19 protein-coding genes and 1 riboswitch are annotated in these 21,223 nt (G+C 73.3%); of the genes, 14 read left to right on the top strand and 5 right to left on the bottom strand.

Annotated elements, in window-relative coordinates:
* Positions 1 to 68: 68 nt before the first annotated feature.
* On the bottom strand, positions 69 to 1,406 hold the full coding sequence (locus P2424_RS03010) for an MFS transporter (RefSeq protein WP_276474249.1): 1,338 nt from the start codon (positions 1,404 to 1,406) through the stop codon (positions 69 to 71).
* 255 nt (positions 1,407 to 1,661) lie between these two features.
* Positions 1,662 to 1,792: riboswitch (FMN riboswitch) on the top strand.
* Positions 1,793 to 1,997: 205 nt separating this feature from the next.
* Here P2424_RS03010 and ribD point away from each other — a divergent pair.
* The 10 genes from ribD to P2424_RS02960 all read left to right on the top strand — a co-directional run bounded on the left by ribD (position 1,998) and on the right by P2424_RS02960 (position 11,083).
* On the top strand, positions 1,998 to 3,137 hold the full coding sequence (gene ribD / locus P2424_RS03005) for a bifunctional diaminohydroxyphosphoribosylaminopyrimidine deaminase/5-amino-6-(5-phosphoribosylamino)uracil reductase RibD (RefSeq protein ID WP_276478801.1): 1,140 nt from the start codon (positions 1,998 to 2,000) through the stop codon (positions 3,135 to 3,137).
* Positions 3,138 to 3,815 carry a riboflavin synthase gene (locus P2424_RS03000; protein WP_276474248.1) on the top strand — a complete coding sequence of 226 codons (678 nt, stop codon included), beginning with the start codon at positions 3,138 to 3,140 and terminating at the stop codon, positions 3,813 to 3,815.
* On the top strand, positions 3,812 to 4,495 hold the full coding sequence (locus P2424_RS02995) for a nicotinamide mononucleotide transporter family protein (RefSeq protein WP_276474247.1): 684 nt from the start codon (positions 3,812 to 3,814) through the stop codon (positions 4,493 to 4,495). Before P2424_RS03000 ends, P2424_RS02995 begins: the two co-directional genes overlap by 4 nt.
* A gap of 46 nt (positions 4,496 to 4,541) precedes the next feature.
* Positions 4,542 to 5,903 (top strand): bifunctional 3,4-dihydroxy-2-butanone-4-phosphate synthase/GTP cyclohydrolase II, encoded by a 1,362-nt coding sequence (locus tag P2424_RS02990; RefSeq protein WP_276474246.1) that lies wholly within the window; start codon positions 4,542 to 4,544, stop codon positions 5,901 to 5,903.
* Positions 5,904 to 6,010: 107 nt separating this feature from the next.
* Entirely contained in the window at positions 6,011 to 6,496 is a 486-nt protein-coding gene (ribH, locus tag P2424_RS02985; protein ID WP_276474245.1) for a 6,7-dimethyl-8-ribityllumazine synthase, read from the top strand.
* Between the two features lie 34 nt (positions 6,497 to 6,530).
* Positions 6,531 to 6,803, top strand: a complete 273-nt coding sequence (locus P2424_RS02980; protein ID WP_276474244.1) for a phosphoribosyl-ATP diphosphatase — start codon at positions 6,531 to 6,533, stop codon at positions 6,801 to 6,803.
* A gap of 46 nt (positions 6,804 to 6,849) precedes the next feature.
* A complete protein-coding gene (hisG, locus tag P2424_RS02975) occupies positions 6,850 to 7,698 on the top strand; it encodes an ATP phosphoribosyltransferase (RefSeq protein ID WP_075002948.1) in 849 nt (282 codons plus the stop codon).
* 19 nt (positions 7,699 to 7,717) lie between these two features.
* Positions 7,718 to 8,221, top strand: a complete 504-nt coding sequence (locus P2424_RS02970; RefSeq protein ID WP_276474243.1) for a PH domain-containing protein — start codon at positions 7,718 to 7,720, stop codon at positions 8,219 to 8,221.
* Between the two features lie 202 nt (positions 8,222 to 8,423).
* Complete coding sequence (locus tag P2424_RS02965; RefSeq protein WP_276474242.1) at positions 8,424 to 9,863, top strand: hemolysin family protein; 1,440 nt, start codon at positions 8,424 to 8,426, stop codon at positions 9,861 to 9,863.
* Positions 9,860 to 11,083, top strand: coding sequence for a hemolysin family protein (locus P2424_RS02960; RefSeq protein WP_276474241.1), 1,224 nt, complete (start codon positions 9,860 to 9,862; stop codon positions 11,081 to 11,083). The genes P2424_RS02965 and P2424_RS02960 overlap by 4 nt, the downstream gene beginning before the upstream one ends.
* On the opposite strand, the gene P2424_RS02955 is transcribed toward P2424_RS02960, so the two are convergent.
* Entirely contained in the window at positions 11,004 to 13,082 is a 2,079-nt protein-coding gene (locus P2424_RS02955; RefSeq protein WP_276478800.1) for an AAA family ATPase, read from the bottom strand. The genes P2424_RS02960 and P2424_RS02955 overlap by 80 nt on opposite strands.
* Positions 13,083 to 13,462: 380 nt before the next feature.
* Positions 13,463 to 14,104 (bottom strand): hypothetical protein, encoded by a 642-nt coding sequence (locus P2424_RS02950; protein WP_276474240.1) that lies wholly within the window; start codon positions 14,102 to 14,104, stop codon positions 13,463 to 13,465.
* Between the two features lie 253 nt (positions 14,105 to 14,357).
* Between P2424_RS02950 and P2424_RS02945 the strand changes: the two genes are divergently transcribed.
* Positions 14,358 to 15,758, top strand: coding sequence for a peptidase C39 family protein (locus P2424_RS02945; protein WP_276474239.1), 1,401 nt, complete (start codon positions 14,358 to 14,360; stop codon positions 15,756 to 15,758).
* Between the two features lie 301 nt (positions 15,759 to 16,059).
* On the opposite strand, the gene P2424_RS02940 is transcribed toward P2424_RS02945, so the two are convergent.
* A complete protein-coding gene (locus tag P2424_RS02940) occupies positions 16,060 to 16,455 on the bottom strand; it encodes a MerR family transcriptional regulator (protein WP_276474238.1) in 396 nt (131 codons plus the stop codon).
* Positions 16,456 to 16,844: 389 nt separating this feature from the next.
* On the opposite strand from P2424_RS02940, the gene P2424_RS02935 reads away from it, so the two are divergent.
* Together P2424_RS02935 and P2424_RS02930 are read left to right on the top strand one after the other, a co-directional pair.
* On the top strand, positions 16,845 to 18,347 hold the full coding sequence (locus tag P2424_RS02935; RefSeq protein ID WP_276474237.1) for a SulP family inorganic anion transporter: 1,503 nt from the start codon (positions 16,845 to 16,847) through the stop codon (positions 18,345 to 18,347).
* Between the two features lie 178 nt (positions 18,348 to 18,525).
* The gene (locus P2424_RS02930; protein WP_276474236.1) at positions 18,526 to 18,711 is read left to right on the top strand and encodes a DUF1737 domain-containing protein; all 186 of its coding nucleotides are present in this window, start codon (positions 18,526 to 18,528) and stop codon (positions 18,709 to 18,711) included.
* Between the two features lie 100 nt (positions 18,712 to 18,811).
* On the opposite strand, the gene P2424_RS02925 is transcribed toward P2424_RS02930, so the two are convergent.
* A complete protein-coding gene (locus P2424_RS02925; RefSeq protein ID WP_276474235.1) occupies positions 18,812 to 20,059 on the bottom strand; it encodes an MFS transporter in 1,248 nt (415 codons plus the stop codon).
* Positions 20,060 to 20,113: 54 nt separating this feature from the next.
* Between P2424_RS02925 and P2424_RS02920 the strand changes: the two genes are divergently transcribed.
* On the top strand, positions 20,114 to 20,860 hold the full coding sequence (locus P2424_RS02920) for a helix-turn-helix transcriptional regulator (RefSeq protein WP_276478799.1): 747 nt from the start codon (positions 20,114 to 20,116) through the stop codon (positions 20,858 to 20,860).
* Positions 20,861 to 21,223 lie beyond the last annotated feature (363 nt).

Raw genomic sequence — 21,223 nt, 5'->3', positions numbered from 1 at the left:
CGATGCCTCCGTCCGGCTCCCTGCGCGGCTCCGGGCCGGTCACCAGCACCGCCCGGTATGCCCGGCCGTCAGGCGCGGAGCACCCGCGCCCCCGCCACCAGCCCCAGCAGCAGGAAGGTGACGACACCGAAGGAGGCGGACAGGGTGGTCGACTCGGCGATCCAGCCGACGGCGGCGGGTGCCGCCAGGCCGGACGCGTAGGCCAGGGTGGCCACCCCCGCGATGGCCTGGCCTGGGGCGGCAGCCGCGGTGCGGCCCGCGGCGGCGAAGCACAGCGGGACGACCACGGCGATCCCCACCCCGATCAGCGCGAAGCCGACCACGGCCGCGGGCGGCGTCCGTGCCGCGACCACCAGCGCGCCGCCCGCCGCAGCCAGCGCCCCGCCCGCGCGTACGGTGGCCACCGGTCCGAACCGCCGCACCACGGCGTCGCCCGACAGCCGGGCCAGCGCCATGGTGCAGGCGAACGCCGTGTAGGCAGAGGCGGCCAGCCCGGGGCCGGCCCCCGTCACGTCCGCGAGGTAGATGCCGGACCAGTCCATCGAGGCGCCTTCGGCGAACACCGCGCAGAAGCCGAGCAGCCCGATCGCCACGACCCCGCGGGCGGGCAGCGCGAAGCGCGGAGGTGCCTCGTCCTCCTGGGTGCCCTCCCGGGCGTCCTCCCGGGCGCCGTCCGGTTGACGGGACCGCTCCCGGTCCGGGGTCCACCGGGCCGCGACCACCGCGATCGCGGCCAGCAGCGGAGCCGCCGGCCCCAGATGCAGCCGCGCGTCCAGCCCCGCATCCGCGGCCAGCACGCCACCTGCGCCGCCGACCAGCGTTCCCACGCTCCACAACCCGTGCAGCGAGGACATCACCGACCGCCCGTACTCCGCCTCGACCCGAACCCCCTGGGCGTTCATCGCCACGTCCATCAGACCGAGCCCGCAGCCGTACAGGAACAGCGCCAGGCACAGCCATCCCAGAGCCGGGGCCAGCGGCGGCAGCACCAGTCCCGCGCAGCATGCCAGCGAGACCGCGGCCAGCGCCCGGCGCGGACCGTACCGGTGCGCCGCGCGCGCGGCCAGCGGCATGGCCGCGGAGGCCCCCGCCGTCATGAAGACCAGCGCCAGCCCCAGCCAGCCGGGACTCAGCCCGAGGTGTTCGCGCAGCCAGGGGATCCGGGTGGCGAACGTGCCGCTGGCCGTGCCGTGCACGGCGAAGACCACCGAGACCGCCACCCGCCCGGCCCGCGCGGACTCCGCGGGCCGGGCCCCGGGCGCGATCCGAGGGCGGCCCGTCCGGGTACCGGGCACCTCCGCCCCGCATCCCGGCTCCGCCCCGGCTCCCGGCGGCGCACCGATTCCCGCCCCCGCACCGGTCCCCGCCCCGGCACCCGGCTCGGGGCCGTGTGCATCCGTACGCATCCCGTCTCCCCGCCGCACGTTCCGACCACCGCCTTCCGGCGCGCGTCCGTACCGCCCGGCGGCGGGTCCGCGCGGCCCACGACGCAGATCGTGCCCTGCTCGAACCCCGCTCGAACAGCCGTGGACACCGGTGGCGCACGCGCCGTCACGGGGCTGCTGTGAGTCACCGCACAGCAGCCGCCCGCATGGCACCCCTCCCCGCGTGGCAGACTGGGGAGTACCCCCGGCCGACAGCTGGGGGAGTACCAGTGACGTCAGCGCACTCCGGGGTCGGTGAAAGTCCGAACCGGCGGTTACAGTCCGCGACCCGGCCGCCACCAGCGGTCGGTTGACCAGGTGAGATTCCTGGACCGACGGTGAAAGTCCGGATGGGAGGCAGTGCGCGGCGGACGTGATCGGTGCGCCGCCGACCGGCGGTACCGTTCCGGAGGCTGCGGCCGGTCCGGAGCGGACCCTCCCGTTCCGGCAGGTCGTCCCGTTCCCGCGTCCGTCACAGTCCCACAGCCCCGGAGTCCGTGCCCGAAGAGGCAGGAGGACCCGGTGGCCCCCCACCCCCAGGCGCCGCTCGCGCCGCAGGCCGAGCGCGACGCGATGCGCCGTGCCATCGCTCTCGCCGCACGGGGACTCGGCTCCACCAGCCCCAATCCCGTCGTCGGCTGCGTCGTCCTCGACCACGTGGGACGCCAGGTGGGGGAGGGCTGGCACCAGCGGGCCGGCGGACCGCACGCGGAGGTCCACGCGCTGGCCGAAGCGGGTGAGGACGCCCGCGGCGGCACCGCCGTCGTCACACTCGAACCCTGCGATCACACCGGGCGCACCGGCCCCTGCTCCCGCGCCCTCCTCGACGCCGGGATCTCCCGCGTCGTCTACGCCGTGCCCGACCCCGGCCCCGGCTCGGCCGGCGGCGCCTCGACACTCGCCGCCGCCGGTGTCGAGGTCGAAGGGGGGCTGCTGGCCGACGAGGCCGCGGCGGGCAACGCGGCTTGGCTGACCTCCGTCCTGCACGGCCGCCCGTACGTCACCTGGAAGTACGCCGCCACGCTCGACGGCCGCACCGCCGCCGCCGACGGCTCCAGCCGCTGGATCACCTCCGCCGAGGCCCGGGCCGACGTGCACCGGCTGCGCGCCGAGTCCGACGCCGTTCTCGTCGGTTCCGGAACCGCCCGCGCCGACGACCCGCACCTGGCCGTGCGCGGAGTACCCGGCGCCACCCAGCCGCTCCGCGTCGTCGTCGACACCGAGGCCACGGCCGTACGCGCGGGCGCCCGTGTCCTCGACGGCGCCGCGCCCACCCTGATCGCCGTCGCCCGGGACGCGGACACCGCCGGACTGGAGGCCGCCGCCGACGGCAGCCCGGTCGAGGTGCTGCGGCTGCCGCGGGCGGCCGGGGACCGGGCCGGACTCGACCTGGACGCGCTGCTGACCGCCCTGCACACCCGCGACGTGCGCGCCGTGCTGCTGGAGGGCGGCGCCACCCTCGCCGCCGCTTTCGTCGCCGAGGGACTGGTCGACCGGGTCGTCGGCTATCTCGCCCCCGTGCTGCTGGGCGCGGGGCCGCCCGTCCTGGGGGACGCCGGAATCAACACCATCGCGCAGGCGTTGCGGCTCACCGTGAGCGACACCCTGCGCATCGGCCCCGACCTGCGGGTCACCGCGGTCGGCAGCACCGCGCACCCGCCCGCCCGCCCGTCCGCCGTCGCCGGGCAGCCCGAGCAGACCGAGGAGTCCTGAGTGTTCACCGGAATCGTGGAAGAACTGGGCGAGGTCGTCGCCGTAGAGGACCTGGGCGGCTCCGCACGGCTGCGGCTGCGCGGCCCGCGCGTCACCGCAGACGCGCGGCACGGCGACTCGATCGCCGTCAACGGTGTGTGCCTGACCGTCGTGGAGACCCGCGACGGCGAGTTCACGGCCGACGTCATCGCCGAGACGCTGGAGCGCTCCAGCCTCGGAGCCCTCACCGCGGGCTCGCCCGTCAACCTGGAGCGGCCCATGGCGCTGGGCGGACGGCTCGACGGCCACCTCGTCCAGGGGCACGTCGACGGCACCGGCACCGTCACCGCGCGGCACGACGCGGACAGCGGCACGGATCTCACCATCGGGCTGCCCGAGGGGCTGGGCCGCTACCTGGTCGAGAAAGGCTCCATCACCGTCGACGGCATCAGCCTGACGGTCGTCGAGGCCACCGACGCGTACTTCACGGTCTCCCTCATCCCCACCACGCTCGCCCTCACCACGCTCGGCACCAAGCAGCCGGGCGACCCGGTCAACCTGGAGGTCGACGTCCTCGCCAAGTACGTGGAGCGGCTGCTGGGCCCGACCGCGCGGGGCGTCCCGCAGCCGCCGCGCCCCGGCGATGCGGCACCCTCGCGGCAGGGTGGTACGGCGCGGCAGAGCGGGGCGGCGCGATGAGCGGGCTGCACTGGCTGAACCAGGAGGCGTTCGCCGCCTTCGGACAGCACGTCATCTGGTCCGACATGCTCGGCAACCTGATGGGGCTGCTCGGGCTCGCGCTGGGCTGGCGGCGCTCCATAGCCACCTGGCCCGTGCAGCTGCTGTCCGGGCTGATCCTCGTGGGCGCCTTCGCCTCAGCCCAGTTGGCGGGCGGCGTCGGCAAGCAGCTCCTGGTCATCGGAGTGGCACTGTGGGGCTGGCGGCAGTGGGGACGCGGTCGGCGGCAGGCGCAGGACGGATCCATCGCCGTACGGTTCGCCACCTGGCGGGAGCGGGGACTGCTCGCCCTCGGCACCGCGCTGGGCACGGCCGCCGTCGGCACGCTCTTCACCCTGGTGCCCGCTCTCTCCTGGAGCCCCTGGGCCGACGCCTACATCTTCGTCGGCACCCTGGCCGCGATGGTGGCCCAGGCCCGCGGGCTGGTGGAGTTCTGGCTCGCCTGGCTGCTGGTGGACGTGGTCGGGGTGCCGCTCGCCTTCAGCAGCGGCCTGGCTTTCTCCGGCCTCGTCTACGTCGTCTATCTCGCCCTCGTCCTGTGGGGGCTGCGCGCCTGGTGGCAGCGGTCCCGTGAGGAGGCGGGCGCGCGGGCCGCCGCCCGCCCCGAGCACGCGCTGCACTCGGCCGGAGCCACGCTGTGAACGCGCCGTGTCCCGCCCAGGCGCACCCCGAGGAAGGAGCACGCTCATGACCGCGCTGCCGAACTGGTACGACGCGCCCCCCGCCCCGCGACCCTCGTCCGAGGCGGAACCGGCCGACCCCGGGGCGGTGTTCGGGCTCGCGCTCGACCCCGTCGAGGAGGCGGTCCGCGACATCGCCGAGGGGCGCCCGGTCGTGGTCGTCGACGACGAGAGCCGGGAGAACGAGGGCGACCTGGTGGTCGCCGCCGAGCTGGTCACGCCCGAGACCGTCGCCTTCATGATGAGCGAGTGCCGCGGCCTGATCTGCACCCCCATGGAAGGGGCCGACCTCGACCGGCTCGCGCTGCCCCAGATGGTCGCCGAGAACACCGAGTCCATGGGCACCGCCTTCACCGTCTCGGTCGACGCCACCGGCGCGCACGGCGTCACCACCGGTATCTCCGCCGCCGACCGCGCCGCCACCATCCGGCTGCTGGCCGACCCCGGCACGGCACCGGCCGACTTCGTCCGGCCCGGGCACGCCTTTCCGCTGCGTGCCAGGCCCGGCGGTGTGCTCGCCCGCGCCGGGCACACCGAGGCGGGCGTCGACCTGGCCCGGCTGGCCGGGCTGCGTCCCGCCGCCGCCATCGTGGAGATCGCCGGCGAGGACGGCACCATGCTGCGGCTGCCCGAACTGGTGCCGTTCGCACGGAAGCACGGGCTGCGGATCATCTCCATCGAGGACCTGATCGCCTACCGCCGCTCCGCCGAGCCCACCGTGCGGCGTGAGGCGACGACCCGGCTGCCCACCCGGCACGGCGACTTCCGTGCCTACGGCTACCGCTCCGTCGTCGACGGGGTGGAGCACATCGCGCTCGTCGCCGGTGACCTCACCGGCCCGGGGGACCCCGGGCATCCCGCCGCCGGCGAGGACGTGCTCGTACGAGTGCATTCCGAGTGCCTGACGGGCGACGTCTTCGGCTCCCAGCGATGCGACTGCGGGCCCCAGTTGGAGGCGTCCCTGGAGCGCGTCCAGCAGGAGGGCCACGGCGTGGTGCTCTACCTGCGCGGACACGAGGGCCGGGGCATCGGGCTGCTGTCCAAGCTGCGCGCCTACGAACTGCAGGAGCGGGGCCGCGACACCCTCGACGCCAACCTCGAACTGGGGCTTCCGGCCGACGCGCGCGACTACGCGGCCGCCGCGCAGATCCTCGCCGATCTGGGGGTGCGGTCCCTGCGGCTGATGACGAACAACCCGGAGAAGACGGCCGCGATGGAGCGGCACGGCCTGCGCGTCACCGGACGGGAGCCGATGCCGGTGCAGGCCGGCGAGCACAACCTGCGCTACCTGCGCACCAAGCGCGACCGGATGGGCCACGACCTGCCCTGGCTGGACGCCGAGCGCAGCTCACCCTGCGGCACCCAGTAGCCGCGCGGGTCCGGATCCGCGCGGCATTCCGAGCGGCCGGCTCGTCCGCGCATCCGGGACACCGGCAGCACCACCACACAGCACACGACACACGCACGAGGAGCACCGTGAGCGGCAAGGGCGCACCCGAACTGACCGTCAAGAACTGCCAGGACCTGCGGGTGGCCGTGGTCGCCGCGCAATGGCACCAGCAGGTCATGGACGGCCTCGTCGACGGCGCCCTGCGCGCACTGCGCGAACTGGGCATCGACGAGCCCACCGTGCTGCGCGTCCCGGGCAGCTTCGAGCTGCCCGTCGTCGCCAAGGTACTGGCCGACCGCGGCTACGACGCGATCGTGGCGCTCGGCGTCGTCGTCCGGGGCGGGACCCCGCACTTCGACTATGTCTGCCAGGGCGTCACCCAGGGGCTCACCGAGGTGTCGGTGCGCACCGGCGTCCCGATCGGCTTCGGCGTGCTGACCTGCGACGACGAGGAGCAGGCGGTGGCCCGCGCGGGACTTCCCGGCTCCACCGAGGACAAGGGGCACGAGGCGGTGACGGCCGCCGTGGCGACCGCCGCGACGCTGCGCACGGTCGCGGAGCCCTGGCGCTGAGCGCTCCCCGCCACCGCGTAGGGTGAGAGGCACCATGGCGAACAAGACATTCGAGCAGCTCTTCGCCGAGCTGCAGCACAAGGCCGCCACCGGCGACCCCGGCACCTCCCGCACCGCCGAGCTCGCCGCGCAGGGCGTGCACGCCATCGGCAAGAAGATCGTGGAGGAGGCCGCCGAGGTCTGGATGGCCGCCGAGTACGAGGGCGACGCGCGCACGGCGGAGGAGATCTCGCAGCTCCTCTACCATCTGCAGGTGCTCATGGCCGCCAAGGGCCTCTCCCTCGACGACGTATACGCTCACCTCTGAGACCCGGCACGACTGCTGCCGCCGCACGAACAAAGGAAGCTCCCGCATGCTGCGCATCGCCGTCCCCAACAAGGGTTCCCTCTCCGGACCTGCGGGGGAGATGCTGCATGAGGCCGGGTACCAGCAGCGCAAGGCCAGCAAGGAACTCGTGCTGGTGGACCCGGAGAACGACGTCGAGTTCTTCTACCTGCGCCCCCGTGACATCGCGATCTACGTCAGCTCCGGGCGGCTGGACATCGGCATCACCGGCCGCGACCTGCTGCTGGACTCGGGTGCGCGGGCCGAGGAGGTGCTCCCGCTCGGCTTCGCCCGCTCCACCTTCCGCTACGCGGCCAAGCCGGGCACCGTCAGCACCCTCGACGACCTCGCCGGGCTGACGGTCGCCACCTCCTACGAGGGCATCGTCGCCAAGCACCTGGCGGACAAGGGCATCGACGCCTCGGTCGTCCACCTGGACGGCGCGGTGGAGACCGCCATCGAGCTGGGCGTGGCCCAGGTCATCGCCGATGTGGTGGAGACGGGGACCTCGCTGCGGAACGCGGGCCTGGAGATCGCCGGGGAGCCGATCCTGGAGTCCGAGGCCGTCGTGATCCGCCGGACCGGAGCCGATCCGCACGGGCCCAAGGTGCAGCAGTTCCTGCGCCGGCTCCAGGGTGTCCTGGTGGCCCGCAGCTACGTGATGATGGACTACGACATCCGGGCCGAGCACCTGGAGCAGGCCGTCGCGCTCACCCCCGGACTGGAGTCCCCGACGATCTCCCCGCTGCACGACCAGGGCTGGGTGGCCGTCCGCTCCATGGTGCGCACCACCGAGGCGCAGCGGATCATGGACGACCTCTACGACCTGGGCGCGCGCGCCATCCTCACCACCGGCATCCACGCCTGCCGCCTGTGACCGCCACCGGAGCACGCTCATGACCGACAGCCCCCGGGTGCCCGCGCTTCCCGTCACCTTCCGGCCCACCCGCACCCGCGCGGTGCTGCTGAGCGCGGGGCTCGCCGCGTTCGTCGTCATCACCACGATCTCGCTGATGCTCCAGCTCGGCGGCGGCGAGCGGGCCAGTTTCATCTTCACCGCCGCGCTCTTCCTCGGCGTGCTGGTGCTGCTGAGCCGCCCCCGGGTGACCGCGGACGAGGACGCGGTGACGGTCGTCAACCTCACCACCAAGCGGCGCCTCGTCTGGGCGCAGGTGCTCGCCGTCCATCTGCGGCCCGGCGACCCCTGGGTCTCCCTCGATCTGGCCGACGGCACCAGCCTGCCCGTGATGGGCATCCAGCCGGGCATCGCCAAGCAGCAGGCCCTCGCCGACGCGCGGGCCCTGCGGGCGCTGGTCGACCTCAAGGGCGTCCCGGACGGCACCCCGAACGGAGTACCGGGTGATGCCGCCGGCGGGACGGGGCCCGAGGCCGGAAAGTAGCGGCCCGGCCGCCCGCCGCGGCAACCCCGGCGCGGCGCCGCGCGTCTTCGCGAGGTGCGTCCCAGTGTCTACTCTGGAGCACACCGGCGTGAGCCGCCCCGCGCTCGCGCGGCCACCTGCGAACCGAGGAGTGAGACCCTCCAGCGATGGACGGATCGTCCTGTAGTACATGCGCCGCGTCCCGTCTCCACGGGGGCGCGGCATGACCCTCCCGCTCGTACTGCTCGGCGTGGCGTTCCTGCTCGTACTCGCCAACGGCTTCTTCGTCGCGGCCGAGTTCGGACTGGTCACCGTCGAGAGACCCGAAGCCGAACGCGCCGCCGCGCAGGGCGACCGCAAGGCGCGCGGCGTCGTCCTCGCGCTGCGCGAGCTCTCCTTCCAGCTCTCCGGCACCCAGCTCGGCATCACCCTCACCTCCCTGGTCACCGGCATGCTGGCCGAGCCCGCGCTGGCCCGGCTGCTGAGCGGACCGCTGGGCGCGCTCGGGGTACCGTCCGGCGCCGTCGGGGGAGTCGCCGTCGTCACCGGGATGCTGACCGCCTCCGCGGTCCAGATGGTCGTCGGCGAACTGGTGCCCAAGAACTGGGCCGTCTCCCGGCCGCTGGCGGTCGCCCGGTTCGTCGCCGGTCCGCAGCGCCTCTTCTCCCGCACGTTCCGGCCGGTGATCGCGGGCCTGAACGCGGCGGCCAACCGCCTGGTGCGGCTCTTCGGAGTCCAGCCGGCCGAGGAGCTCGCCTCGGCGCGCACCCCCGGTGAACTCGTCTCCCTCGCCCACCACTCGGCTCGGGCCGGGGCCCTCGAACAGGACACCGCCGACCTGTTCGTGCGCACTCTGGCGCTGGGCGGGTTGACCGCCCAGCACGTGATGACACCCCGCGTCCGCGTCGGCGCGCTGCAGGCCGCGGCCACCGCGGAAGACATCCTCAACCTCACCCGCGCCACCGGCCTCTCCCGCTTCCCCGTCTATCAGGACACCCTGGACGAGGTCGTGGGCATGGTGCACCTCAAGGACGCGCTCGCCGTGCCCGCGCACCGGCGGCTGCACACCCCCGCCGCCCGGATCGCCGTCCCGGCGCTGCTCGTCCCCCAGACGCTCCCCGTCCGCCCGCTGCTGGCACGGCTGCGCAGCGAACAGCCCATCGCCGTGGTCGTGGACGAGTACGGCGGTACGGCCGGGGTCGTCACGCTGGAGGACATCGTCGAGGAGATCGTCGGCGAGGTGCGCGACGAACACGACGGGCAGCTCTACGACGAACTGCCCGAGCTGGCCCCGGCGCCGGCCGAGGCGGAGGGCCGCCCGGCCTGGGAGGCGGACGGCGGGTGCCGGGTGGGCGCCCTGCGCGGCATCGGCCTGGAGGTCCCCGAGGGCCCCTACGAGACCGTCGCCGGACTCGTCGCCGACCTGCTGGGCCGCATCCCGGCGCCGGGCGACACCGCCCGGCTGCGGCTGCCGCACCCGCGGGCCGGCCAGGACGGTCCGGAGTGGCAGCTGCGGGTACGGCACGTGGCACACCACCGCGCCGAACGCGTCCGCATCGTGGCGCCCGACTCCCGCGCCGCCTCCCGTCCCTCCGCTCTCGCCGACCCGGCCGACGGCGCGTCCCCGCGGTCGGCCCGCAGCGTGGAGGCGGTGGCATCATGAGCCTGCTGCAACTCCTCTTCGCCGCACTGCTCGTGCTCGCCAACGGCTTCTTCGTCGGTGCCGAGTTCGCGCTGGTCTCGGTGCGCCGCAGCCAGATCGAGCCGCTCGCGGCCGGCGGATCGGCGCGCGCCCGGCGCGTGCTGCGCGGGCTGGAGACACTGCCGCAGATGATGGCGGCCGCGCAGTTCGGGATCACCGTCTGCTCGTTGACCCTGGGCGCGGTGGCCGAACCCACGCTGGCCCACCTGCTGGAGCCCGCCTTCCACGCCGCCCGGCTGCCCGAGGCGCTCGTGCACCCGGTGGGATATGTGATCGCGCTGGCCGTGGTCGTCTTCTTCCACCTGGTCGTGGGCGAGATGGTGCCCAAGAACCTGGCGATGGCGGCACCCGAGCGCACCGCGCTGTGGCTCGGCCCCGCGCTGGTCGCCTTCGCGCGGCTGACCCGGCCGGTCACCGCGGCACTCGGGACGTGCGCCACCCTCGTCCTGCGGCTCTTCCGTGTCGAACCCAAGGACGAGGTGGCGGCCGCCTTCACCAGCGAACAGCTCAACCAGCTGGTGGACGACTCCCGCCAGGCCGGCCTGCTGGCACCGGACGAACACGAGCGGCTGGCCGACGCGCTGGAACTCGGCTCCCGACCGCTGACCGACGTCCTGCTGGGCCGCACCGAGCTGATCACCGTCGGCACCGACGTCACTCCTCGCCAGGTGGAGGAGCTGACGGTGCGCACCGGCTACTCCCGCTTCCCGGTGCGTTCCGAGGACGGCGGCTTCCTCGGGTATCTGCACGTCAAGGACGTACTCGACCTGGAGGAAGCCGACCGGGCCGTACCACAGCGGCTGTGGCGTCCGATCGCCACACTCCGCGGCGAGCTGCCGCTGGACGACGCGCTGACAGCCATGCGGGCCGGCGCCTCGCACCTGGCCGCCGTCGCCGACGCCACCGGGCGGGTGCTGGGGGTGGCCGCCCTGGAGGACGTGCTGGAGATCCTGGTCGGCGAGGTGCACGATCCCGCCCACACCGACCCGGGCGGCCCCGGGCCCGGACGCGCCGCCGCCGCGGTGCCGCCCGCCGGGGCCGGAGGTGCCGTACCGGGCGCCCGGCGGCTGCCGGACGTCCGGGGCAGCGGCGCGGAGGGCGCTAACCCGGTGGCGGCTGCGGACCCGGCGGAGAGCCGTCCGGCCCCCGCCCCGACAGCACCTCGCCGTACGCCTGCATGAGGTCGGGCAGCCGGAGCGTCGCCAGGTCGTCGCGGGACGGTGTGCCCGCGTACCCGGACAGCCGCAGATCCCGGTAGGCACAGCTCTTCTCGTACAGGGTGCGCAGGAAGCGGCCGTTGCCCAACTCGTCGATCCAGCCCTGGTCGACGACGTGCCCGCTGATGCTGCGCAGCTCCTCCAGCGCCTCCTCGTCCCAGACATCGCCGTTGTCGGCGGCCAGCACCTCGCCGATCGCCGTCAGTTCCAGCGGGCGGTAGCTGGGGAAGTCGACCCGGGTCGTGAAACGGGAGGAGAGCCCCGGGTTGGCCGCCAGCAGCCGGTCCATCCCCTCCGGGTAGCCGGCCAGGATCACCACGAGCTGGTCCCGGTTGTCCTCCGCGCGCTTGAGCAGCACCTGCAGCGCCTCGTCGCCGTACGCGTCGCCCTTGGTGTAACCGGAGTTGGAGAGCGCGTACGCTTCGTCGACGAACAGCACCCCGCCCAGCGCCGAGTCGATCAGCTCGTTGGCCTTGACCGCTGTCTGCCCCAGGAATTCGCCGACCAGGTCGGCGCGCTGCGCCTCGACCAGATGGTCGCCGCCCAGCAGCCCGAGCGCGTAGAAGGCCCGGCCCAGGATGCGGGCCACCGTGGTCTTGCCCGTGCCGGAAGGGCCGGAGAAGACGAAGTGCCGCTTCGGCGGCTGGACGGGCAGCCCTTGGCCGGCTCGCAGCCGGGCCATGTGCAACTGCGCGGAGAGCGCCCGGACCTGGCGCTTGACCGGCTCGAGTCCGACCATTCGCTCCAGCTCCTCCAGCGCCTGTGCCAGCAGCACCGGATCCGAGGGCCCGGCCGGAATGCTGCCGTCCCCGGCGGTGGTATCGCGCTCCCGCAGCACGCCCGTGTCGACGCGGACGGGTTCGGCCGGGTCGCCGGAGTCCTCCAGCCGCAGCGCGTCCGCCTCCGGGTCCAGCAGCGGGTCGGCGGTCCCGGTGTCGTCCGCCGGCTCCCCGCCGTCGGTGGTGCCCGGCGGCGGGGAGCCCGGGCCCTTGCGGCGCACGCCACCCTCCTGGAACTCCGAGCTGCCGGGGGAGCGGCCGTCCCCGGCTGCGGCGCAGTCGGCGGGATCCGCCGGGTCGCCGGGCGGTTCGGTACCCCTGTCGAACAGCTCCGGGGCCGCGGCCGGGGCGGGGCCGCCCAGCGAGCCGGAGAGCACGGCGGCTGCCAGGTCCTCCGCCGTGCCGCCGCCACCGTCGCTGTCCGCGATCGTCGTCAGCCGGGCCGCCGTGTCCATGAACGTCGGGTCGATCCGGTGGACCGCACGGTAGAGCGGCAGCGCCGCCGCGCTGCGCCCGGTGCCCTCCCGGGCGCGCGCCAGCCAGTAGCGCAGCTCCTTGCGCTGCGGCTGCTCGCTTCGGCAGCGCATCAGGGCGGCCGCGAGCAGCGGTTCGGCCTGCCCGTACATCTCCAGCCGGACCCGGGCCATGCCCGCGAACAGCCCGGCCTCGATGCCCAGCAGGGGATCGTCCACCAGCGGCTCGGTGTGTGCGACCAGCCCCTCCCAGTCCTTGGCCAGGTAGGCCCGGCACGCGTGCAGGAACCGTACCTGCGGGTCGGCGTCCACCGGAGGACAGCCCGCCAGGGCTCGGTCGAGTTCGGCGACATGGCGTCCGTCCAGCCAGTGCGAGGCGTGCGCCAGCAGCAGGTCCCGTTCGTACTCCAGCACCGGCTGCACCCACCAGCCCAGCCAGTACCAGGAGTTGAGGGTGCGCCCGTGCCGGGCGCGCTGCTCGCCGAAGCGTTCCCGGTGGTGGTGCATCCGCAGCAGCGCGGTCGCGGTGTCGGCGCGCAGGGCGTGCAGGCCCAGCCACGCGTCGGCCATCCCCGGATCGAGTCGCACCGCCGTGCGGAACTCCTCCTCGGCCTGCGCGTATCCACCGATCGTGTACGCGTCCACCCCGCGCAGCCAGGCGAGTTCGGCCGGGGCGTGCAGGCCCTGGGGGTCCTGCGTGCCGAAGTTCATCACGTCCCCCACGAAATGTCCCCCGTCATCTGCCGGTTATCACCCGGGGTTCCCACGCTGTTCCGCATCGTACCCGTGCTCAGGGCGCTGTCGAAGGGCGGTCTACCCGGCTTCCGGGCGCGCGGAACGACCTGCCGCGGTGGGATGCGAGGGGGATCCGGCACGGGAGGGTACCCGTAGAGCCGATACGGAGGGTGAGGAAAATTAGAGCCGCTTGTTCCGCTTCGACTGTTCCGAGGCAGAACGAAGCCCCCGGTCACGGGGGAACAACCGGGGGCTTCGCGTCCAAGACGGCCTGCGCAGGCCGCTTGTTGGAAAAGTAATCGGTCCCGCGCCGATGGTCAAGCCGCTCGGTTGCACACCGTACCGACAGCATGCCGTCAACGGCCGTCGCTTATACGGAGCGTCATATTCAGCGGCGGGCCGGGTGTCTCGTCACGCCTCTCCCGCACCTCGTATCCCAAACGTCCCGAGCCCGTTTCGCGTACCAGGAAGTCCGCGAACGGGCGCGACGGGTCGGCCGCGAAATGCGCGCGCTCCGCGGGGACCCACCGTGCCCAGAAGTCCCGCTGCGCCGGGCCGTCGCGGCGGCGCCCGCGCCGCCACGCGTCCTCGGCCGCCATCTCGAGCCACAGCAGGCAGGCCAGCCGGGGCCGCAGCGCTGCCCGTCCGGCCCCCACGCCCTCGACGAGAACGACCGGCGCGGGTGGCAGCCCCGCTTCCGCCGTGAAAGCGTGTGCCACCCAGTCGTAGACCACGTAGCGTGCGCGGACCCCCCGCTCCAGCGGTTCGAGGACCTGCCGGGTCAGCCGCTCCGTCCAGTCGAACAGTCCTTCGTGGCAGGCCAGGTCGTCCAGGTGCAGCACCGGTGCCCCGCCGAGCCGCTCCGACAGCTCCCGGGCCAGGGTCGTCTTGCCCGAACCGGCATGCCCGTCCACGCCGACGAGGCGCACCGGCCCACACGAGGGGGGCAGCGCGGCAAGCCGGTCGGCAAGCGCGTCGAGCGGGGGCGGAACAGGCATCCTCCCAGCGTACGTCCCGGTTCACACAGATGTGCGGAACGGGCCCGCGCCTGACGGACAGCCACGGTGCGTCACCGGTCTGAGCCAATGACGGCGGCATGCCGGGCGGCCGAAGCCCTGGCACACGCCCCGCCGAGCCGCGATAGTTGGCTTCCGCGTACGGCCCGGACCGGACCGCAGGGCAGGACCGGGTACGACGCCGCGCACCACCGTGAGGCACCACCGCACCGACCCACGACTGGGGGCACTCCGCATGACCAGCAGATCCGCCAACCGCCGTACCGTCCTGGCCGCCGCGGTCGCCGTGGCCGCCTCGGCCGGCGCGGTCCCCACCGCTCTGGCAGCCGACGCCCGGACGGGTGGAACCACCGGCGCGCCGTACACCGGCCGCCCGCCCCGGCCGGGGAAGGCGGGGCGGGTGGAGTTCCACGACTGGGCCTCCCGGCGCGACTGGGCCGGGGGCGAGACCGAAGGCACCCGGGTGCGGTCGGGCCGGCGCCCGGGACTCGTGCTCGGCCACCCCGCGGGCACCACCACCTACAACGACCCGCACACCGGCAGGGCGGCCGACTGGGAGTACGCCACCTGGACCTCGCCCCGCCACACCTGCACCGTCCCCGCGAGCGAGGCCATCGCCTCCTGGAACGCCCACACCCCCGAGGGCACCTGGATCCGCGTCGAACTGCGCGGCAGCTACTCGGACGGCGGGCACACCCCCTGGTACACCATGGGCATCTGGACCTCGGGCGACGGCGACGACGTACCGCGCCGCACCTCGGTCGGCGGCCAGAAGGACGGCAAGAGCACCATCTACACCGACACCTTCGCCGTCGACGACCCCTCCACGGGGCTCCGCCTGACGTCCTATCGGCTCCGCCTGACGCTGTACCGGGCCCCGGGCAGCCGCGCCACCCCCACCGTCTGGCGCGTCGGCGCGATGTGCTCGGACGTACCCGACCGCTTCGAGGTCCCCGCCTCCGAGCCCGGCCTCGGCCGGGCCGTCGAGCTGAAGGTGCCGCGCTACTCGCAGGAGATCCACAAGGGCCAGTACCCCGAGTACGACAACGGGGGAGAGGCGTGGTGCAGCCCCACCTCCTCGCAGATGATCATCGAGTACTGGGGCCGCAGACCCAGCGCCGAGGACCTGGCCTGGGTCAACCCCGACTACGCCGACCCGCAGATCTGCCATGCCGCCCGGTACACCTTCGACTACCGGTACGAGGGCTGCGGCAACTGGCCCTTCAACGGTGCCTACGCCAGTACCTACCGGGACATGAACGCGGTCGTCACCCGCATGAACTCGCTGAACGAGGCCGAGGAACTCGTCGCGGCGGGCATCCCGCTGATCACCTCCCAGTCCTTCCTCGAGTCCGAACTGGACGGCGCCGGCTACGGCACCTCCGGTCACCTGATGACCGTCATCGGCTTCACCGCCTCCGGCGACGTCATCGCCAACGACCCCAACTCACCGGACAACTCCTCGGTCCGGCACGTCTACCAGCGGCGGCAGTTCGAGAACATCTGGCTGCGGACCAAGCGCAAGAACGCCGACGGCAAGGTCGTCGGCGGCACCGGCGGTATCTGCTACCTCTACTTCCCGACGAAGCTGACCGGCGCCCAGCGGCGGATGCTGCGCAAGCACGGGGTGTGCTGAGGCGGCTGTTCAGGTGCACTGACGGCAGCGCGTTGCAGTCCGTCGTCGGACGGCCGTACCCCGCCCACGGGTGACCGCGAGGCGCTGCGGACCTGTGCGGAGCGCGCGAGACGAGCAGACGGGCACGGGCCCACCCGCACGCGAGACTCCTCGGGGCGAAGGCGGGCCCGCAGGCCGGGAGATGCCTGCCGCTGCGGTCCGGCTGGAGGATGTGCTCCGTCCGGGGCGGGTGCTCCCGTTCGGGCTGCTCCGCATGGCAATGCCCCCCGGCCGGACCAGCCGTGCCCGGTCAGCCGCGGCTCTACGAACCCAGGCGGTGGCGCAGGGTGGAGGCGAAGTCCTCGGCCATCTCCAGGCGGGCGCGCAGCGTCTCGCAGCGCGCGTCAGCCACCTTGCGGTACGCGTCGAGCCTTTCGCGGAGCCGCTCGCGCTCCTCGTCGGCGGGTGGGTCGTCCGTGGCGGCGATCCGGTCGGTGATCTCCAGCAGGTCCCGCATCTCCTCCAGGGAGAAGTCCAGCGGCTTCATCCGGCGGATGACCATCAGGCGCTCGACATCGGCCTCGGTGTAGAGCCGGAACCCGCCCTTGCTGCGGGCGGACGGGATGACGAGGTCGACTTCCTCGTAGTGGCGGATGGTGCGCAGCGACAAACCGGTCCGTTCGGCGACCTCACCGATCTGCATCTGCCGCTCACTCATGGCCGCGTCTTCTCCTTCTGTCATTCGCTGTTTTCGAAGACGGACGGCTCCGTGTGCGCATGAGATGAATCACAGGATCTTGAGAGGGTTCACCTGCGCTTCACAGCCCACGGGTCGCACTCTGCCCTCACGTCAGGGTAGAGTTTCGAAGTGTCCGCCTCCGCCGTCCGTACACGGTAGAGGCGATCTCGCCGTAGCGAAGGCCCCGGTGGGGGCCCGGCGGCGCCCGAGTCTTCCGGGCAATGATGCCCGATCGGCCACCGCGCGGTTGCCGCCCTGGTCCGGCCCCGCTGAGGCGGCCGGGCCACCGGGGGTTCCCATTCCTTGCGGAGCCAGTACGACGCGTGTGCGTCCACGGCCTGGACGCGCGCCTGAACAGAAACGGTTGCATGTCCTCACCGCTGTCCGCGGCTGCCAAGCTGCGCCTGTCCAAGCCCGAATGGCTCGCCTCCCCCAAGGTGCTGCGCACCGAGGTGCTGGCCGGTCTGGTGGTGGCCCTCGCGCTGATTCCCGAGGCGATCTCTTTCTCGATCATCGCCGGCGTCGACCCGAAGGTCGGCCTGTATGCCGCTTGTGTCATGGCCGTGGTCATCTCGTTCGTCGGCGGCCGCAAGGCGATGATCTCGGCCGCCACCGGCGCCGTCGCCCTCGTTGTCGCACCGCTGAACCACGAGTACGGGCTGGACTACCTGATCGCCACCGTCATCCTCGGCGGTGTCTTCCAGATGATCCTCGGGGCTCTCGGCGTCGCCAAGCTGATGCGGTTCGTCCCCCGCAGCGTCATGGTGGGCTTCGTCAACGCCCTGGCCGTCATGATCTTCATGGCCCAGGTGCCAGAGATGACGCATGTGCCATGGCCCGTCTACCCGCTGATCGCGGCGGGACTGCTGCTGATGGTCCTCTTCCCGAAGCTCACCAAGACGGTGCCCGCACCGCTGGTGTCCATCATCATTCTCACGGTGGTCACCCTTGCCGCGGGTATCGCCGTCCCCACAGTCGGCGACAAGGGCAAGCTGCCCGGTTCCCTTCCCGTCCCCGGCCTGCCCGATGTGCCCCTCACCCTGCACACGCTCACCGTCATCGCCCCCTACGCCCTCGCGCTCGCACTGGTCGGTCTCATGGAATCCCTGATGACGGCCAAGCTGGTGGACGACATCACCGACACCCACTCCGACAAGACCCGCGAGTCGGTGGGCCAGGGCGTCGCCAACATCGTCACGGGCTTCTTCGGCGGGATGGGCGGCTGCGCCATGATCGGCCAGACCATGATCAACGTGAAGACGTCCGGCGCGCGCACCCGCCTGTCCACCTTTCTGGCCGGGGCCTTCCTGCTCGTGCTGTGCATCGCCTTCGGCCCCGTGGTCTCCGACATCCCCATGGCAGCGCTCGTCGCGGTCATGGTCCTGGTGGCTGTCGGCACCTTCGACTGGCACTCGATCCGGCCCAAGACCCTCAAGCGCATGCCGGCCGGTGAGATCGCGGTCATGGCCATCACGGTCATCGTGGTCGTCGCCACCGGCAACCTCGCCATCGGCGTCGTCGTCGGCTCGGTCACCGCCATGGTGATCTTCGCCAAGCGGGTGGCCCGTCTCGCCGAAGTCACCGGCGTCGTCGACCCCGAGGGTACGCAGGTCGTCTACGCCGTCACCGGCGAGCTGTTCTTCGCCTCCTCCAACGACCTCGTCTACCAGTTCGACTACAAGGACGACCCGGACGACGTCGTCATCGACCTGTCCGACGCCCACATCTGGGACGCCTCCTCCGTCGCCGCTCTCGACGCCGTGGAGACCAAGTACGCGGAGCGCGGCAAGCAGGTCACGATCATCGGCCTGAACGAGCCCAGCGCCACCATGCACTCGCAGTTGGCCGGGCAACTGAACGGCAGTCACTGACCAGTCGGCCGCCCGCCCGTGCCCACCACGGAGTGTCCGCCCGGCAGCCGATTCCTCACGGTCCGTGCCCGCACCGCCCGCCGGACGACGGGCTCCACGCCTGACGCGCGGTCGCCCCACGACCTGGGGGGCGAAGGAGTTGGGGGTGGACCCGGAGTCTGCGTGAGATCCTTCGCCCATGAGTACACCGCCTGAGGGATGGCCCCTCTACCGGGTCTTGACCGGGCCGGACGATGCCGCGTTCTGCCACCGTGTGAGCGAGGTGATGGGCATGGGCTACGAGTTGCACGAAGGCCCCGCCGTCACTTTCGACGGGGAGAACGTCGTCGTCGCCCAGGCGCTGGTCTGGCCGACGCGGTCGTAGGGACCCTGAGAGCCCCGCCCGCCGTCGCTGAGCGCGGCGGCGGGCAGCTCAGGCTCAGGTGGCTCGTCCGCGGCGCCCCTGCGAACGGGGGCGGCTCGGCTCAGCCCCGGCGGGACTGCCGACCGGGCCCCGCGGCCGTCGCGTCCGCTTCCGTCGTGCCCGAATCCGCCTCCGCGGCGGCCGGGCCCCCTGGCGGCCCGGGGGCCGGGAGCGGTGCGGCCGGTTCCGGCAGGGTGCGGAACAGCAGCCAGCACAGCACCGGCATCAGGACGAGCGGGGCCAGCGCGGTCCGCAGCGAGGTCGCGTCGGCGAGGACGCCCAGCGGGGGGCCGGCCAGACCGCCGACGCTGACGGCCAGCCCGAGTGTGATCCCGCCCGCGGTGCCGACCCGCGAGGGCAGATAGTCCTGGCCGAGGGTGACCTGCAGCGAGAAGGGCACGTAGAGACCGACCGATGTGAGCGCCACGAACAGGTACAGGGCCGGGCCCGGCGCGACCAGCACCCCCGCGACCGCGCCGGTCGCGACCAGGTACGACCGGCGGGCGACCGCGACCCGCCCCCAGCGGCCCGCCAGCGTTCCGCCCAGCACGGAGCCGACCGCGCCGCCCAGGTAGAGCACGAACAGGGCCGCCGTGCCCGTCGCGGGGCCGCCGCCCATCCGCTGCCGCGCGTACAGCGAGAGGAACGTACTCAGTCCGACGAAGACGATCGAGCGGCACACCACGGCCAGCGACAGTCGCACGAACGCGGCCCGGTCGTCGCCTCCGTCCGTCCGCGCCGCGGAGACCCCGGCGGCGTGCCGCCGTCCCAGCGCGCGCAGCACCGGCAGGCACAGCACGCTCCCGACGAGCGCGGGCAGCGCCAGCAGCGGAGTCAGGCGCAGTCCGCCGGTGCCCACCACCGCGCCGACCATCGGCGGGGCGAGGGCGAAGCCGAGGTTGCCGCCCGTGGAGAACCAGCCCATGGCGCTGTGGCTGCCACGGGACGCGATCCGGGCGATCCGGGCGGACTCGGGATGATAGGCGGCCACGCCGATCCCGGAGACGGCCACGAACAGCACGGTCACACCGTAGGAGCCGCCGGTCCCGCTCAGCGCGATGCCCGCGCCGCCCACCAGCGTGCTGACCGGCAGGAGCCACGGCATCGACCAGCGGTCGGTCACGGCGCCGAACGCCGGTTGCACCACCGAGGACAGCAGGGAGGCGGCCAGCACCAGGCCGGAGACGGTGGCATAGCCGTAGGCGCGCTCGGCGACGAAGAACGGGACCAGGGACGCCACCGCGCCCTGGTACACGTCGACGCAGGCGTGCCCGACGGACAGCAGAGTGATCGAGAGGTTTCTTCGCACACCGCCATGCTCCGGGGCGGCGCCGCTGTCGGGCTTCCGATAATCTGCCAGATGATGACGGAGAACCGCCACACTCCGATCGCTCCGACGCACACCCGGCGACTGGCCCCCGGTGGCGCGATCGACCCGCACCGGCACGACGACCACCAGATCGTCTACGCCGGGCGCGGGGTGCTGATCGTCACGACCGGCTCCGGCTCCTGGGTCGCCCCGGGGAACCGCGCCATCTGGGTGCCGGCCGGCACCGTGCACGCCCACGAGGCCCGTGGGGAACTCGACCTGCACCTGGTGGGGCTGCCCGGGACCGACAACCCGCTCCGCCTGGACGCCCCCACGGTGCTCGCCGTGGGCCCGCTGCTGCGTGAGCTGATCATCGCCTACACCCGCGCACCCGACGACGAGAGCCCCGAACGCGCCCGGCTCCGCGCGGTGCTGCTCGACCAGTTGCGCGCCTCCCCGCAACAGCAGCCGCTGCACCTGCCCGCCCCCGCCTCACCCGCACTGCGTGCCCTGTGCGGGATCCTGCGCGCCGACCCGGCCGACGGCCGCACCCTCGGCGACCTCGGTCGCCAGGTCGGCGCGAGCGACCGCACCCTCTCCCGGCTGTTCCGCGACGACCTCGGCATGACCTTCCCGCAGTGGCGCACCCAACTGCGGCTCCAGCACGCCCTGGTCCTGCTGGCCGAGAAGGAGCCGGTCACCTCGGTCGCCCACCGCTGCGGCTGGTCTTCGACCAGCGCGTTCATCGACGTCTTCCGGCGGACCTTCGGGCACACCCCGGGTTCCCACCCGGCGGACTGACAGCCGGGGACGCTGTCCGGCGGCGACGGGAGGAAGCCGCTGCCCGGACCCGGCACGGAAGCACAACCTACTGGTAGGAGGGGACGACGACCTCCTGCTTCCACTACAACCCCGGGCCCGGCCAGTACAAGTGGACCGCCTACCGCACGCTCGTCATCCAGAAGGTCGAGTGGCGGGGCGAGTGCTGAACGCACCGCGGGGAGTCGTGGAGCTCCGTGGCCCCTCCGCACAGCGGTGAGCGGACGCGGCGGGGCCTGATCCACCGGCGGCGGTCGGCCACCTTCGCGCCGCTGCCCGAGCCGTCCCGTGCCGCCCGCACGGGACGGCTCGGCGACCACCGCGGCCGGTCACCCGGCGCTGTGC

The organism is Streptomyces sp. WMMB303 (genome assembly GCF_029351045.1).
Lineage (GTDB): Bacteria > Actinomycetota > Actinomycetes > Streptomycetales > Streptomycetaceae > Streptomyces.
Note: the sequence above shows the minus strand (reverse complement) of the source record. Positions and strands in the feature narration are given on the sequence as shown.